The sequence below is a fragment of the Microcoleus asticus IPMA8 genome (assembly GCF_013179805.1).
GTDB classification, from domain to species: Bacteria; Cyanobacteriota; Cyanobacteriia; order Cyanobacteriales; family Microcoleaceae; genus Microcoleus; species Microcoleus asticus.
In genome coordinates this window covers 63083-78016 of sequence record NZ_SRRZ01000020.1, presented here as the reverse complement: position 1 = coordinate 78016, position 14934 = coordinate 63083, and the positions used below count along the sequence as shown (strand labels likewise).

13 protein-coding genes are annotated in these 14934 nt (G+C 46.3%); 6 read left to right on the top strand and 7 right to left on the bottom strand.

Going from position 1 to position 14934, the window contains the following annotated elements; genetic code table 11:
* Positions 1-85: 85 nt before the first annotated feature.
* Positions 86-1423 carry a tetratricopeptide repeat protein gene (locus tag E5S67_RS07760; RefSeq protein ID WP_172186491.1) on the bottom strand — a complete coding sequence of 446 codons (1338 nt, stop codon included), beginning with the start codon at positions 1421-1423 and terminating at the stop codon, positions 86-88.
* Between the two features lie 242 nt (positions 1424-1665).
* Here E5S67_RS07760 and E5S67_RS07755 point away from each other — a divergent pair, with 242 nt between their 5' ends.
* The 3 genes from E5S67_RS07755 (at position 1666) to ileS (ending at position 6252) form a co-directional block, all read left to right on the top strand.
* Positions 1666-2076 (top strand): Npun_F0494 family protein, encoded by a 411-nt coding sequence (locus E5S67_RS07755; protein WP_172186490.1) that lies wholly within the window; start codon positions 1666-1668, stop codon positions 2074-2076.
* Positions 2077-2231: 155 nt separating this feature from the next.
* Positions 2232-2396, top strand: a complete 165-nt coding sequence (locus E5S67_RS07750; RefSeq protein WP_216670280.1) for a hypothetical protein — start codon at positions 2232-2234, stop codon at positions 2394-2396.
* 265 nt (positions 2397-2661) lie between these two features.
* A complete protein-coding gene (gene ileS / locus E5S67_RS07745) occupies positions 2662-6252 on the top strand; it encodes an isoleucine--tRNA ligase (protein WP_172186489.1) in 3591 nt (1196 codons plus the stop codon).
* A gap of 84 nt (positions 6253-6336) precedes the next feature.
* On the opposite strand, the gene E5S67_RS07740 is transcribed toward ileS, so the two are convergent.
* The 3 genes from E5S67_RS07740 to E5S67_RS07730 form a co-directional block, all read right to left on the bottom strand.
* Positions 6337-6609 (bottom strand): hypothetical protein, encoded by a 273-nt coding sequence (locus tag E5S67_RS07740; RefSeq protein WP_246276667.1) that lies wholly within the window; start codon positions 6607-6609, stop codon positions 6337-6339.
* Between the two features lie 108 nt (positions 6610-6717).
* Positions 6718-7230 (bottom strand): dihydrofolate reductase family protein, encoded by a 513-nt coding sequence (locus E5S67_RS07735; RefSeq protein ID WP_172186487.1) that lies wholly within the window; start codon positions 7228-7230, stop codon positions 6718-6720.
* 106 nt (positions 7231-7336) lie between these two features.
* A complete protein-coding gene (locus E5S67_RS07730; protein WP_172186486.1) occupies positions 7337-8227 on the bottom strand; it encodes a LysR substrate-binding domain-containing protein in 891 nt (296 codons plus the stop codon).
* 160 nt (positions 8228-8387) lie between these two features.
* On the opposite strand from E5S67_RS07730, the gene E5S67_RS07725 reads away from it, so the two are divergent.
* Positions 8388-9272, top strand: coding sequence for an aspartoacylase (locus E5S67_RS07725; RefSeq protein ID WP_172186485.1), 885 nt, complete (start codon positions 8388-8390; stop codon positions 9270-9272).
* An 11-nt stretch (positions 9273-9283) separates the two neighbouring features.
* Here the strand turns inward: E5S67_RS07725 and E5S67_RS07720 are convergent, their stop codons facing one another.
* Positions 9284-9985: a phosphatase PAP2 family protein gene (locus tag E5S67_RS07720; protein ID WP_172186484.1), complete on the bottom strand. Its 702-nt coding sequence runs from the start codon at positions 9983-9985 to the stop codon at positions 9284-9286.
* Between the two features lie 160 nt (positions 9986-10145).
* Between E5S67_RS07720 and E5S67_RS07715 the strand changes: the two genes are divergently transcribed.
* Positions 10146-11225 carry a M23 family metallopeptidase gene (locus E5S67_RS07715; protein WP_172186483.1) on the top strand — a complete coding sequence of 360 codons (1080 nt, stop codon included), beginning with the start codon at positions 10146-10148 and terminating at the stop codon, positions 11223-11225.
* A gap of 33 nt (positions 11226-11258) precedes the next feature.
* Here E5S67_RS07715 and E5S67_RS07710 read toward each other — a convergent pair whose 3' ends face one another.
* Both E5S67_RS07710 and E5S67_RS07705 read right to left on the bottom strand, forming a co-directional pair.
* A complete protein-coding gene (locus E5S67_RS07710; RefSeq protein WP_172186482.1) occupies positions 11259-12191 on the bottom strand; it encodes a DMT family transporter in 933 nt (310 codons plus the stop codon).
* Between the two features lie 184 nt (positions 12192-12375).
* Positions 12376-12609: a hypothetical protein gene (locus tag E5S67_RS07705; RefSeq protein ID WP_172186481.1), complete on the bottom strand. Its 234-nt coding sequence runs from the start codon at positions 12607-12609 to the stop codon at positions 12376-12378.
* Positions 12610-12790: 181 nt separating this feature from the next.
* Here E5S67_RS07705 and E5S67_RS07700 point away from each other — a divergent pair, with 181 nt between their 5' ends.
* Positions 12791-14932, top strand: a complete 2142-nt coding sequence (locus E5S67_RS07700; RefSeq protein ID WP_172186480.1) for an FAD-dependent oxidoreductase — start codon at positions 12791-12793, stop codon at positions 14930-14932.
* Positions 14933-14934 lie beyond the last annotated feature (2 nt).

Genomic DNA, 14934 nt, shown 5'->3' with positions numbered 1-14934 from the left:
CAAAAAACTAGCGAAGTTAGAGCGGCGGATTGAATTTTCTAAAGTTATGTCATTTTCTTCTTAACAAAAATAGTTTTCTGCACCACTAAGCAGAGGCAGCAGTATTTTTAGCAATCTTAGCGGGTTTCCGCTTGCGGAATTCGCCAGATGTCGGTTTACTATAAAATTCAACTTCGATTTCTGGAACACTCTGAAGCTTAGTTTTGTCAGTCGTTTTCACAAAGCGCTTGGTCACAATCCAAGCTTTGTTTCCCTGCCGTTTTACTACCCAGCCAGTAACCGACTGTAACTCGGGAGAATTTTTAATAATAACTCGAACAACAGACCGCTTTAATGAAACTAAAGGTTCATCTTGTAAACTGGGCAATCGCTCTGGAATTTCGGGAAATTGCGGATTTTTCCGCCTAGCTAAGAGCCTCTCCGTTTCTTTGAGTAATAAATTAACCCTAATATTTTGGAGGGATGCACTTATCCTCTTGGCGAAATTGTTGTCAGCTTGGGTATGTTTGAGGTTGAGTTGAATAGCTTGGCGGTAAGCTGCGATCGCCTCGTCTAATCTCCCCTGTTCATGTAAAATCCAACCTAAATTTTTGTAAGCTTCGGCATCGTTTGGATCTATTTGGATGGCTTGGCGGTAAGCGGATATCGCTTTCTTTTGTTGACCTTCGTTGAACAGCGCATTACCCAGATTGTTATAAGCTTCGGCATAGTTTGGATCTATTTGGATGGCTTGGTGGTAAGCTGCGATCGCCTCATCTAATCTCCCCTGTTGCTGTAAAGCCCAACCTAAATTTTTGTAAGCTTTGGCATCATTGCGATTTATTTGGATGGCTTGGCGGTAAACTGCGATCGCTTCTTTTTGCTTGCCTTGGTAGGACAGCGTATTACCAAGTTTGTTGTAAGCCCAAACCCACTGAGGGTTAACTTTGATGGCTTGGCGGTAAGTTGCGAGCTCTTCATCTAATTTGCCTTGCAAAAACAGCGCACCACCCAGATTTTTATAAGCTTCGGCAAAGTTTGGATCGATTTGAATGGCTTGGCGGTAAGCGGAGATTGCTTCATCTGGTTTGCCTTGCAAAAACAGCGCACCACCAAGATTTTCATAAGCTGTGGCAAAGTTTGGATCTATTTGGACGGCTTGGCGGTAAGCTGCGATCGCTTCCTCTGGTTTTCCCCGATCGCTTAAGTGAAAGCCGAGAGTTTGGTAAATAGTCGCATCCCAAAAATTAGGTTGAATCGCCTGCCTCAAACTCTCTGTTGCTTCATTTTCTGCATTTTGCTTTTTCTGCACAACCGCTTGAAGAATATAAGCAAAAGAAGTGAGGCGATTGGCAAGCAACGGCAGTGTTGCCGCCACGTATAACAATAAAAAAACTGAGGTTAACTTGGGCAAGAATTTTTGAGGCACTTTCGGTAAAGGCATAATCTTTATTCCTCTCCAACGCAGTTAAGCTCATTCTACTTCTTCTCTCAAGCTACCAGCCAGGGTTTCTCTAAACCGGGTGATGGGAAATGCACAAGCCTCAGACAGTTATGAACTCAGAAAAGTTTATGCCTAAAAACATTTTTGTTCAACCCCATAACTTTAGTAGATTTTTCACAACTGCACTTTGACTATAAATCTGTAACAATAAAAAATATAGTACCTATTTCCAGTTTCTCTCAATGACTTTTATTCCATCCGAAGCGTTTAAATCTATTAGTTATCCCAGTCGCACTGTCAAAAGAGCCGATCGCGCCGTCCGCTGTTCCCCTTTTCAATTACACTTCTTCCAGACAATCCGCGATAACAGTGTTTTCCTAAGTGCGATCGCCTCAAATTCCGGTGTCGAAAGCGGCTACACCCGATCGCCCGTATCCGAACTCGTAGCCGAAAACTCCCTGCTGTGGCTGATTCAAGTCGGCGTGTTGCGGCGGGAAGTAGACGGACAAGGGATTACCGACAGTTTTCGCCTCACGCCCCTGGGCCGCCAACTCGTGGAAAAATGGGAACAGCAAGGACAGGGAGTGCCGGCCGCGTCTTTGTGCGATCGTATGGGAAATGCCGTTAGTCGCGGGTTGGGAATATTTCTATGACTTTTTCTCGCTTGCTACAGTCCGACAGGGAATCAATTCCCTGTCTCATAGCAAAAGTCGGTTAAAACCGACTGCAAGTCTCAATTTAACTCGATGTTGAGTTTCGCATTGCACGTTAATCAACCTCCTCAGTCCTATTGCAGAGGACTTGCGCTATGAGACAGGGATTTCAATCCCTGTCGGACTCGCCGTCAAACGAGTTAGACCGCGATCGCACCATAGCAGTTTTTGAAGAACCGGGCGATCGCATCCCCGTTCCAACCTTCGCCGAGTCCTTCAATCTCACCGTCGGTGAAATGTTCAGTTGGCTGACTGAGTAGCGCCACCTAGATTTATGAATGTATTTAACCGCAGAGGGCGCAGAGGGCGCGGAGGAGGGAGAAGAGAGCTCACCCTACGGATTTGCTCCGATCGAATGTGCGGTCGATCGCCTATACTAGAATATCTGGTTGTCAGCTCTTCAAGGACGAGAGAGGACTAAAGTTGTCAGTACAAACTTAATTATGATTATTTAACCGGACTTGATATCATCTCTCAAATAACCGCTAACTACTAACAACTAACTACATAAAAAGTTTGTCAAAAATGGAAGCTAAATCTTACAAAGACACGGTAAATCTGCCCAAAACCAAGTTTGATATGCGCGCCAACGCCGCCAAGCGCGAACCAGAATTGCAACAATTTTGGGCAGATAGAGAAATCTACGATCGCCTCTCGGAAAATAACCCAGGCGACTTGTTCATCCTCCACGACGGGCCCCCCTACGCTAACGGACAACTCCACATCGGCCACGCCCTCAACAAAATCCTCAAAGACTTTATCAACCGCTACCAAATGCTGCGCGGCAAAAAAGTCCGCTACGTTCCCGGTTGGGATTGTCACGGATTGCCGATAGAACTTAAAGTATTGCAGAACATGAAATCGGAGGAGCGGCTTAATCTTACCCCGATCGAACTCCGCCGCAAAGCTTCCGCCTTCGCGCAGCAAACAATGGAACAGCAGCGCGAATCCTTCCAGCGCTACGGCGTCTGGGGCGACTGGGAACACCCGTATTTAACCCTAAAACCCGAATACGAAGCCGCTCAAATCGGCGTTTTCGGCCAAATGGTGCTCAAAGGCTACATCTACCGCGGCTTCAAACCTGTTCACTGGAGCCCGAGCTCGAAAACAGCCCTCGCCGAAGCGGAATTGGAATATCCCGAAGGTCACACGTCACGCAGCATCTACGTCGGCTTTCATGTGAAAAAATTGTCAAAATCCCTGCAAACGAAGCTCAAGCGCTATATGCCTAGCCTCTGGGCGGCGATTTGGACGACTACTCCCTGGACAATTCCGGCAAACTTGGCAATCGCAGTTAATCCCGAACTGACTTATGCGGTGGTGGAACCGCCGGCAAATTCCCACATCGCACAACAATTTATGTTAGTAGCTGTCGATGCGGTCGATCGGCTGTCGGCAACTTTTAACACTCAATTAAAAATACTCGCCACCTTCAAAGGCAAAGAATTAGAAGGCTGCATCTACAAACACCCACTGTTCGATCGCGAAAGTCCGATCGTTGCCGGGGGTGACTACATTACCGCTGATTCCGGGACAGGATTGGTGCACACCGCACCGGGGCACGGACAAGAAGACTTTATCGTCGGAAAACGCTGCGGTTTGCCAGTTTTAACGCCCGTAGACGAGAACGGAAATTTCACCGCAGAAGCCGGACAGTTTGCAGGTTTAAATGTCCTCGGAAACGGCAATGCCGCAGTGATTGATGCCCTTGCTGAGGCAAATTGTTTGATTAAAGAGGAAAGTTACGCTCACTCTTATCCTTACGATTGGCGCACGAAAAAGCCGACTATTTTTCGGGCGACGGAACAGTGGTTTGCCTCCGTTGAAGGGTTCCGAGATGAAGCCTTAAAAGCGATCGCCGGTGTGAATTGGATTCCCGCCCAAGGGGAAAATAGAATCACGGCAATGGTAAGCGATCGATCGGATTGGTGTATTTCTCGCCAGCGGACTTGGGGCGTTCCCATTCCCGTATTCTACGACGAAGAAACCAACGAACCGCTGTTAAATGAAGAAACGATCGCCCACGTGCAAGCCATCTTTGCAGAGAAAGGTTCGGATGCTTGGTGGGAATTGTCGATCGATGAATTGCTGCCGGAATCTTACCGCAATAACGGCCACACTTACCGCAAAGGTACAGACACGATGGATGTGTGGTTTGACTCCGGTTCTTCTTGGGCTGCAGTTGCCAAAGGTCGATCGGAATTAAACTATCCTGCTGATATCTATTTGGAAGGTTCAGACCAACACCGCGGCTGGTTTCAATCGAGCTTGCTGACCAGTGTAGCAACTAACGGCGTTGCTCCTTACAAAACAGTTTTGACTCACGGTTTTGTGCTGGATGAAAAAGGCCGCAAGATGAGCAAATCTGAAGGAAATGTCGTCGATCCGGCAGTCGTAATTAAGGAATACGGAGCCGATGTTTTGCGGTTGTGGGTGTCTTCGGTAGACTACTCGGCTGATGTGCCTTTGGGCAAAAACATTCTCAAACAGCAGTCGGATGTTTACCGCAAAATTCGCAATACAGCTAAGTTTTTGCTGGGCAATTTGCACGACTTTGACCCCGCAAAAGATGCCGTTGCTTACGAGGAATTGCCGGAACTCGATCGCTATATGCTGCACAGAATGGGCGAAGTATTTGCGGAAGTTCAAGATGCTTTTGACAGCTTCCAATTTTCGCGATTCTTCCAAACTGTGCAGAATTTCTGTACGGTGGATTTGTCGAATTTTTACTTGGATATTGCCAAAGACAGACTTTACATCAGCGCGACAGATACCCTTCGCCGCCGCAGTTGTCAGACGGTGATTGCAATTGCTGTGGAGAATTTAGCAAGGGCGATCGCACCTGTGTTGTGTCACATGGCCGAGGATATTTGGCAGTACCTTCCCTATCCGACTCCGTACAAGTCAGTATTTGAAGCCGGCTGGGTGCAAATTGATGCAAAATGGCACAATCCAGAATTGGCTACTCGCTGGCAGTATTTGCGGCAAGTGCGCGGCGAAGTTAACAAGGTTTTGGAAAAAGCCAGGATTGAAAAGGCGATCGGTTCTTCTTTGGAAGCTAAGGTTTTGGTGTACGTTCCCGATGTTGAGAAAAGGCAGCAATTGCAAGCTTTAAATCCCAGCAGCGAAGAATTGGTGGATTATGTGCGATCGCAAAATTCAGTCATCGAGTTAGCCGCAGAGGAGAAAGCAAAAGCAGCACAAGATAAACAGGAAGAACAAGCGGCAAAAGTTGCCAAAGTCTTGACAGAAAACACAGTTTATGTTGAGGCGGAAACGATCGCAGAAAAGGGCGATCGATCTTCTGCGATCGTACAGTATTCTGCCCCTGAACCGTCGGCTTTAGATTGGCAGCAAATCTTAGATCGAAGCGTCCAGTTTGTGGCGGATCTGCCTGAATACGCGGGCAACTTTTTTATAGAATACCAAAAAGTTTTGGTAACACTTGGGCTGTTAGCCTCTGTGTTGATAACCGGCAGAGTAACGCTGGCGATTTTGGATACGATGAATCAAATTCCGGTGTTGGGAAGCCTATTGGAAGTCATCGGCATCTTATTTACAATCTGGTTTGCTTTCCGTCACTTGTTGTTTGCCGCCAACCGTCAAGAAATTGCCGAACAAATTGATTCGCTGACAGCAGATGTGGTAGGGCGGACAACAGCGCTTGTGCTTGCAGAAACAAAGGCGATGGTACTCGCACCGGCATTAGATACAGCGCTTGTGCTTGTAGAAACACAGGCGATCGCACAAACAGCCCCAGCCGAAAAAGTGTTTGTAGAAACACCTGAAATCCCGACAGCAGAATTAGTTGCGATCGAACCCAAACCAGAAATTCCTGCTGAAATAGCTGTAACGCAGGATTCTACAATGATCGGCAAGGGTGTAGACGAACTGCGGTATTTGTTCATTACTTCGGAAGTGGAACTGGTAGAATCGAATGCAATTCTGCAAGAATTGCCTTACAGTTATCAGTCTCCCGAGTTGGCGATTGGTGTAGTGAAAGCAGACGGCGAAAAGTGCGATCGTTGCTGGAACTACTCTACTCACGTCGGAGAGTCGATCGAACATCCGCTAATTTGCGAACGCTGCGTTTCAGCAGTAGACGGCAAATTCTAACCGTAGGCTGCGCTTCGGGAAAAATTCTTGAGTTTGTGGTTGCCACATTCAGCCCGAAGCGCACCTTACAATAACTTCATTTACTTATTTCTGATTAAAAAAACGGCAGACGATTTCACCAGGGTTGTTTTGTCCAAACGCCAAAACTGTTCCATCTTTCTTAACTGTAGTGCGATCGCGGCAATTGTAGACTTGCAGAGGCTGTTTAACTCCATCAACACTCAGAATTACCCTGTATTCCCAATAATTTTTCGCACTGCGTTTGATATCGACAATGCAAATCTCGCGTCCTTGATAATTGCGGCATACAGATGCCTCAGCAGGAAGCACGACGCAGAAAAAAGATATTAATAACAAAAAGCAGCAAACACATTTCATCATCAGCCAGATTACTAAGTTTTATCTTACGTTTTTTGATAATCAACTGACAGTATTTTACAAGCGACTTAGCAATTGGGTGCGCCCTCAAGTCGCGACATCATAAGATAGCTGAACCATACCAGAACTATATGTCTGACATCCAGTTAACTGCAAAGCTGTAGTATTTAGGGGATTAACAAATAAAGGGATTCCCTCGCCTAAAATAAGCGGATGAACCGAGAGAATCACTTCGTTGACAAAGTTTTGATTCAGGAAATCGCGAATCAGCAGAGAACCTCCCACCAACCAAATATTCTTGCCGTCTAGCAAGCGCAAATCATTGACAAAACTCTCTAAATCTGTTACCACTTCGACATCAGAAGTGCCTTGAAAATCTAGATTTTTCGTAAAAACATAACTTTTTTTTTCCTGGTACGGATACTCGCCAAAAGTTAGAACTTGTTCGTAAGTTTTTCGACCCATGAGAACCGTATCGATGCTATCTAAGAATTTAGTATAACCGTAATTTTGGTCTGTAAACAGCCAGTCAATATCGCCATTCGAGCGAGCGATATAACCGTCCAGACTAGATGCAATGAATAGTACAATTTTCCGCATGGCAACACCTCGATAAATGCTATACAGATAGTTTATAATACTACAGCGGTTTTCTTGAGTCGGGAGGTACCTTTTGGTAATTTGTAATTTATCGGCTGTATCTCACCTATTTTGCCATAGCCATTGTCACTTCCAAAAACTCGCGCAAAATGGGCGAATTATCGTCTGCCCTCCATACCGCTGCCATCGGAACAGTTGGCGTAGATTCCGCAATACTTTTATAAATAACGCCCTTCCGTTGAATATTTTGAGCATTGGCCGGCAGCAAAGCAATTCCCACGCCGCCCGCGACTAAGCCGAGTATTGTCAGCATCATTGTCCCTTCTTGAATAACATTAGGATAGAAACCAAATTGTTGGCACAAATGTTCTATTTGTTCTGACAAACCGGGCGCAAATCGACGAGAGGGAAGAATAAAAGATTCCTGTGCCAGTTCTTTTAAAGAAACTTGAATTTCGTTAACTAACCGATGATTTTCTGGTAGTGCCGCAATCAAAGGTTCTTGCCAAATCGTCACTGAACATAAATCCGATTCTTGAATCATTGATGACATTAAATGGAAAAACCCAACATCCAAATGCCGATCGCGCAGTGCTTGCAATTGCAGCGATGTTGCTAATTCCCGCCACGTCAGTTCCACTTTGGGAAATCGATCGCGAAAAACTCGCAAGATCTCAGGCAACAAACAGTTTGCCATTGAACTGTTAAAACCGACAATCAAACGCCCGATTTCTCCCCGACTGGCGCGTTTTGCGGTTTTGACAGCATTGTCCACCTGCGCGAAGACCAAACGAGTTTCTTCTAAAAAAACCTGTCCTGCCCAAGTTAACTGAAGGGGTCGTTTGGTGCGATCGAACAACTGCACCTCAATCTCATTTTCCAGTGCCATAATTTGCTGGCTGAGAGGAGGTTGTGCCATGTGTAAACGCTCCGCAGCGCGACTGAAGTTCAACTCTTCTGCTACTGCAATGAAATACCGCAAATGTCGAAGTTCCATTAATTAGCCACTACTATATCTTTTAAATATAGCTTACTACTTAATTAAATATTGGACATATACTAAAAATTTAGCTAGTCTGGATAGTAAGACGTTATTAATCTCAAGTCAACAGACTTCGAGAGATATTGCGGCAGTTGCGATAGGAACTTATTTGTTTATGAACCAAATTAAACGTGTTGCCATAGTGGGAGGAACCCACGGAAACGAACTCACAGGAATTTACCTCGTGAAGAAATTCGATCGCGCGCCAGAGTTAATTGGGCGATCGACTTTTGAAACAATCACCCTGCTAGCCAATCCCAAAGCTTGCGAAATCGTGACACGCTACGTCGATATCGACCTCAACCGCTGCTTTCGACAGGAAGATTTAGAAAATCCCCATCTCTCCAGCTATGAAGCGCAGCGGGCGAAAGAAATCTACGGCATTTTTAGCTCAAAAAACACTCATCTGCCCAACTTAATTATCGATTTGCACAGCACCACGTCCAACATGGGGCTAACATTTATTCTCGCCAGCCATCATCCATTTAACCTGCAACTAGCAGCTTATTTAACCTCTGTGCATCCCCACCTCAAGGTACTCGCTTCTACAACCAAGAATCATGATAGTCCTTTGCTGCGATCGCTTTCCGAATTAGGCGGTACGCTCGAAGTTGGTGCAGTCCCGCAAGGCGTATTAGATGCGTGTTTATTTCAGCAAACTGAGCAAGTAGTTAGCACAATCTTAGACTGCGTAGAAGCCTACAATCAAGGCACAATGCTTGCTGTCAATAATCCCCTGACTATTTATCACACCATTGGGGCGATCGACTATCCCAGAAACGAGAACAGAGAAATTCAGGCAATGATTCATCCTCATCTGCAATCCAGAGATTATGAAGCCCTAAATCCCGGCGATCCGATGTTTTTGACCTTGGATGGTGAGTCGGTCTTGTATGAAGGTAAATCAACCGTTTATCCCATTTTCATTAACGAGGCTGCTTACTACGAAAAAGGAATTGCCATGTGTTTTACCGAAAAGCTCACAGTCAGTCTTGAGTAGAAATTTAAAAATTATTCTTGAGAATTTTCAGGTGACAAAAACTCCTCTTTAGAAGCCGTAGTCAAAGAACGCAATTCCTTCCATATTTCCAAAGTGATAATACAGGTAATCAGCCACACCAAACCAGCCGTATAACCAGCAATAACATCGGTAGGCCAGTGAACTCCTAGGTAAAGTCGGCTCAAACCAATAGCAGCAATTAATACAACTGTCAAGCTGTAAATCGACCAGCGCTGCTTGGGAAAGCGGGAACCCAAAAAATATCCTAGCAAACCGTAAATAACCATTGAAATCATCGCGTGTCCGCTAGGAAAACTGTAAAATTTCACATCAACAACGCGCTCCCAAAGTTGAGGTCGAGCGCGGGCAAAAAGTTTTTTTAACAGTAAATTTAAACCGATCGCCCCCCCACCCGCGAACGCAATAGTTGTAGCTTCCGATCGGTGATTGCGCGCTAGCAAAACAATACCCAACATCAGACAAATCACTAGCAGCAAGTTCGGCTCGCCCAAAAAGGTAAAGCCCAGCATTATTTGATCGCCCAGCGGAGTGTGCAATTTCCTCAGAGCTAGTAAAATAGAGGTATCGAAAGCGTAACTTTCTTTTTCCAAGACCTCTTCGGCAATGGTGGCAAATCCCCACATCGCCAAAGCAGCAACAGCAAGGCCGGCCAGCCGAATGATCGAAATGAGCGATCGAATTTTAGAGCGCATTCTTCAAGTAATTAAAATTTTAAAAGTTCAAACTTAAAATAATACAACAAATATAGGAAACGAAAAAGCCTTACCAATCGTCTAGATTCTTAATCCCCTCTATTCTGAATCATTAATTGATTTTTCACTACCCACCTCAGCTTTTACATCCAACGGGCGAATGACTATACTATCAAAAAAATACCTTTCTGCAATTTTGTTGACCGTGGGGTTGACAAGTCTGTCTAGCTGTGCGAACACAACCGGAGTTAATGCCCCGATCGCCGAAGCCCACACGATCGCCCAGCGTCTCGTCTCTTCCGCAGTCGCCCAAAAGCCGAACAACCCGCAATTCGGCCAGCCGATAGGCTGTACCCTAGGCAAAGACTGTTTTGTATTGCTGTATTTCGATCGAGAACCCGGCCCCACTGCCGTCGATTTTGGCTGCGGGCGTCAAACCTACGACGGGCACGACGGTACAGACTTTGCGATTCCCGACGCCAAAGCAATGGCAAGAGGAGTACCTGTTATTGCCTCCGCTGCCGGCAAAGTTTTGCGATCGCGAGATGGTGTGGTCGATCGGCGTTTACAGAACGATACAGACAAAGCCAATATCGCAGGCACAGAATGCGGCAACGGCATGGTAATCGACCACGGCGCAGGCTGGGAAGCCCAATACTGCCACCTCCGCAAAGGCAGCGTTGCCGTCAAACCGGGAATGCAGGTAGAAAAAGGCACAGTTTTGGGCATGGTGGGAAACTCTGGGATGGCTTCTTTCCCCCACGTACACGTAACTTTTCGCTATCAAGGCAAACCCGTAGATCCGTTTGTCGGCCCCGACGCGAATGTAGGCTGCAACATCGCCCGCAATCCAATTTGGGACAAGCCTCTAGACTATATTTCCACAGGTTTAATTCGGGCCGGTTTTGCCAATAAGCCACCCGATATCAACGCTGTCTGGGAAGGACAATTTTCCGAGACTCAACTCCCTGCAAACAGTCCAGCTTTGTTGTTTTGGGTGCAAAGTTACGGAGTGCTCAAGGGCGATCGGGAACAATACAAATTATTGGCCCCCAACGGCACAACCATCGCCGATCAAACCAATGAAATTAAAGCCCCCAGCCGTACTTGGTTGGGTTATGTCGGCAAAAGAAACAGTACAAATTCTCCTTTGACTCCCGGAGTTTGGCGGGCCGAATACCGGTTGATGCGGGGCGATCGAGTTTTGGCAGAAGCCAAGCGAGAAGTAGAGTTGCGTTAGTCGCCAAGTTGTACGATCTTCTGATGTCAGTTCTTATTCATCTTTTCGCAACCTAGCAATTAAAAAAACTGCTGTCAAAGTCAAAGCCATCCCAAAACCCTGCATCAAAGTCAACCTTTCGCCCAAAAACACATAAGCACCGACAGTCCCAAACACTGGAATCAGCGTTAAAAATTGTGCAGCAATACTTGCCGAAATAGTTTTCAGCCCGACAAGGTAAAGCCAATAAGGCACGGCGTACTGGAGAATTCCAGAGGCGATCGCCAAACCCAAAATTGCCTGACTTCCAGCAAAATAAAACACTGTACTTTCCCCTGATGCCAACCAGCAAATCACAAGCACCAACATCAAACCAAAACTCTGCTGAATCGCAGTTAAAGGCAGTGCCGAAAGTTGCTGTACACCCCTACGCGACAGCACCGCATACACAGCAGCACAAACAGTACCCGCCACTACGAGCAAATCTCCTATTAGAGAACTCGCATTTAAATTGCTGTCAAATCCAACTGTCAAGATCGCACCAATAATGTTAAGACTAGAAAGCCATAACAAAGAAAATCCCACCGATTCTCCCAGAAATATCCAAGCAATAGAAATAACAATTGCTGGTTCTATCGCACCAATCAAAGTTGCATTGCTGGCACTCGTCCTTGCCAGTCCCAGCATACAAAAAATATATCCGAAACCGGGTTCCAACAATCCTGGCAATCCCAGAATTAGCAGTTTCCAAGCCTGTCGGCGGTCAAATAATTTGGGCAGTAATTCGCGTTTGCTGCCAGGGTGACTGAGGGTAACGATCCACAAAAGCGTAACGCTAGCCGTCAATTGCACTTCTACCAATTTTAGAGGAGGAATATATTCTAAAATTCCTTTACTGAGGACAGAACCCAGCCCCCAAAAAGCGGCTGACAAAATCATCGCGATCGCAGCTTTACCTTTTTGCGTAGCAAAAAATGATTTCAGCATAATTTTGAGCTTTCTTTCTCGCCTGCGATCGAATTAGTTGCCACCTCCAAAAAAAGCTATTCTAAAATTTGGTAAATCCTGGTAGCGTTGGGTTCTGAATAATTTAATTGTCAATGTATTGGCTGGCGGGTTTGGTTCCTGGCAGCTTCAAAAAATATTATAGGGTCCTTTGGATGCGGACAATTTAGGGCAAATTGTCCCAAGCTTGAGCCACAATGTCGCTCAGCCATAGCCTCTGAGCAAAATCGAGCAGATTGTCGTCGGCGAGTACCTCAGCCTTCAAATCATCCAAAGACTGAGATCGCGATCGAGCTATTTGAATCACACCCGCGATCGCCGACGCCACCAATTCTTCATTCAGCGGCTGCTGTCGCAAAGCAATCATTTCTTGAGGATTCGTAGGAATGGGATAATTCATAGGATTGCATACCGAAGGGAGTAGATGTTCAGCCGCTGTGGGGCTTCCGGCGAATCAGCTAAAAATCTGAGAACACTGTAAACTTATTTAAAACTAAATAAGTATTCGGGAGTATAACTTACTTTGCTCCCTTGTCAACTCCCTCATCTTTATTAATTTATTCAGAATTGAGACCCTAATCATGCAAGAAATTCTTTATCTAGAAGTCCCGACACCGGATACAGCAGCGGTCTGCACTTGGTTGCAGCACGAATTCGATCCCGGAATCGGAGAAAAAATTATTACTCCTGACGGTTTTCGGCTGCTGTCAACCGCAACAGCAGCCGAGGTTGTGTTGTCTGGAACTCAAAATGCTAATCCAAAACCCGCCTTCCCTAACACCAATTCACAAAACGGCAATTCCCGATCGACAGAACTTTCCCTCTTTGTCTGGTCAGTACAGCGCACAACTTATTTAAAAGTCTTTCGTCTAGAAGACGCGCCCGTTGGAGAAAGAAAGTTCCTGCAAGCTCTGAATCTTGCTGTGAGAAACAAGTTTCCCGATCGCTACCCGGAACCCCCTGTCATAGACCTCTCCAAACAGTCAATTTTTGACGCTCTTGCCCCCTATTACCCCCTGACAGTCAAATACTTCCAAAAAATGCCAGAAGGCGAATACGACCTCAAGCGCGTCTACTGGTGGGAGCAGCGTTGGCGCGAAGGCACTCGCAATCCTCAAACGCCAAAACAAGTAGTGTTTTTGAAGGAAGAGGGAACAGGGAAGAGGGAAGAAGGAAGAGGGAAGAAGGAAGAAGACACGATTTTGGTGTCCGATTCTGGCGATACTTTTTACGACTTAATTTATATTGGCGGGGCATTGGGAGTGATTCACGCCGCAGTCATGGCGAGATTGGGCTACCGAGTGCTGCTAGTTGAGCGAATGCCTTTCGGGCGGATGAATCGCGAGTGGAATATTTCGCGGGACGAAATTCAAAGCTTAATTGATTTGGGTTTATTTACTGCTGCGGAAATCGAAACGTTGATTGCCCGAGAATATAAAGATGGCTACAACAAGTTTTTTGATGCTAACAATCCGCCCGTTGCTCAAGCACCTGTTCTGCACACGCCGAAGGTGCTAAATGTAGCTTTGGACGGCGAAAAACTTCTCTATTTGGCGGGAGTTAAGCTAACAGAAGCTGGCGGAGAAATATGGGATGAAACGGATTTTATTAGAGCTGATGTTGAAGCGGAAAAAGTAGTATTTCAGGGCCGCCACTTGCCCACCAAAGCCGATCGCACTGCATTAGGACGGCTGCTGGTCGATGCCATGGGTTCGGCTTCTCCCATCGCTTGGCAATTGAACGGAGGGCGGGCTTTTGAGAGCGTTTGTCCGACGGTGGGAGCAGTCATAGACGGAGGATTTGAGGCTGGGGTTTGGGATTCGGAGTACGGGGATGTGCTCTACAGTCACGGCGACATTTCCCGCGGCCGCCAGCTCATTTGGGAGTTATTTCCCGGCGCTGGCGGAGAACTTACAGTTTATCTCTTTCACTACCATCACGTAAATCCCGAGAATCCCGGTTCTTTGCTGGAAATGTACGAGGATTTTTTCGCAATTTTACCGGAATACCGCCGCTGCGATGTCGATAAATTGGTGTGGAAAAAGCCGACCTTTGGTTATATTCCCGGGCATTTTAGCGCCAACAGCAGCGATCGAGCCGTGGCGATCGATCGCCTAATCTCGATCGGCGATGCAGCATCCCTGCAATCTCCTCTCGTTTTCACCGGCTTCGGCTCCCTCGTCCGCAATCTTTTCCGCTTAACAGACCTTTTGGATACAGCATTAAAGCACAATTTGTTGACTGCAAATCACTTAAACCAAATTCGCGCCTACCAGAGCAATGTTTCAGTAACTTGGCTGTTTTCTAAAGGCATGATGGTTCCCACGGGTCGTAGTTTGCCACCCCAAAGAATTAATTCAATTCTCAATACCTTTTTTGGTATTTTGGCAGGGCAAAAACTCGCTGTAGCCGAAACTTTTATCAAAGACAAAACCGACTGGCTAACTTTCAATCGACTGGCGATCGAAGCAGCCGGAAAAAATCCTTCTCTGCTGCTGTGGATTTTAGATTTTGTCAGTTTGGGGGATATTTGGCGCTGGCTGGGAAGTTACTTGAATTTTACTCTACTGGCTTTGGCCAGTTGGCTGTTCGGATGGCTTCCCAGCTTCGCGCGCAGGGTACAACCTTGGTTGGAACCCCGGTATCCTGCTGTTTGGCTGTGGCTGTTGACTAGCAGCTATGCTCTCACCTACGGCATGGGGAAGGGGAGAAAAGAGTTTTGAGT

Coding starts and splice junctions, on each gene's coding strand:
- E5S67_RS07760 (WP_172186491.1), bottom strand. CDS start 1,423: ATGCCTTTACCGAAAGTGCCTCAAAAATTCTTGCCCAAGTTAACCTCA.
- E5S67_RS07755 (WP_172186490.1), top strand. CDS start 1,666: ATGACTTTTATTCCATCCGAAGCGTTTAAATCTATTAGTTATCCCAGT.
- E5S67_RS07750 (WP_216670280.1), top strand. CDS start 2,232: ATGAGACAGGGATTTCAATCCCTGTCGGACTCGCCGTCAAACGAGTTA.
- ileS (WP_172186489.1), top strand. CDS start 2,662: ATGGAAGCTAAATCTTACAAAGACACGGTAAATCTGCCCAAAACCAAG.
- E5S67_RS07735 (WP_172186487.1), bottom strand. CDS start 7,230: ATGCGGAAAATTGTACTATTCATTGCATCTAGTCTGGACGGTTATATC.
- E5S67_RS07730 (WP_172186486.1), bottom strand. CDS start 8,227: ATGGAACTTCGACATTTGCGGTATTTCATTGCAGTAGCAGAAGAGTTG.
- E5S67_RS07725 (WP_172186485.1), top strand. CDS start 8,388: ATGAACCAAATTAAACGTGTTGCCATAGTGGGAGGAACCCACGGAAAC.
- E5S67_RS07720 (WP_172186484.1), bottom strand. CDS start 9,985: ATGCGCTCTAAAATTCGATCGCTCATTTCGATCATTCGGCTGGCCGGC.
- E5S67_RS07715 (WP_172186483.1), top strand. CDS start 10,146: ATGACTATACTATCAAAAAAATACCTTTCTGCAATTTTGTTGACCGTG.
- E5S67_RS07710 (WP_172186482.1), bottom strand. CDS start 12,191: ATGCTGAAATCATTTTTTGCTACGCAAAAAGGTAAAGCTGCGATCGCG.
- E5S67_RS07705 (WP_172186481.1), bottom strand. CDS start 12,609: ATGAATTATCCCATTCCTACGAATCCTCAAGAAATGATTGCTTTGCGA.
- E5S67_RS07700 (WP_172186480.1), top strand. CDS start 12,791: ATGCAAGAAATTCTTTATCTAGAAGTCCCGACACCGGATACAGCAGCG.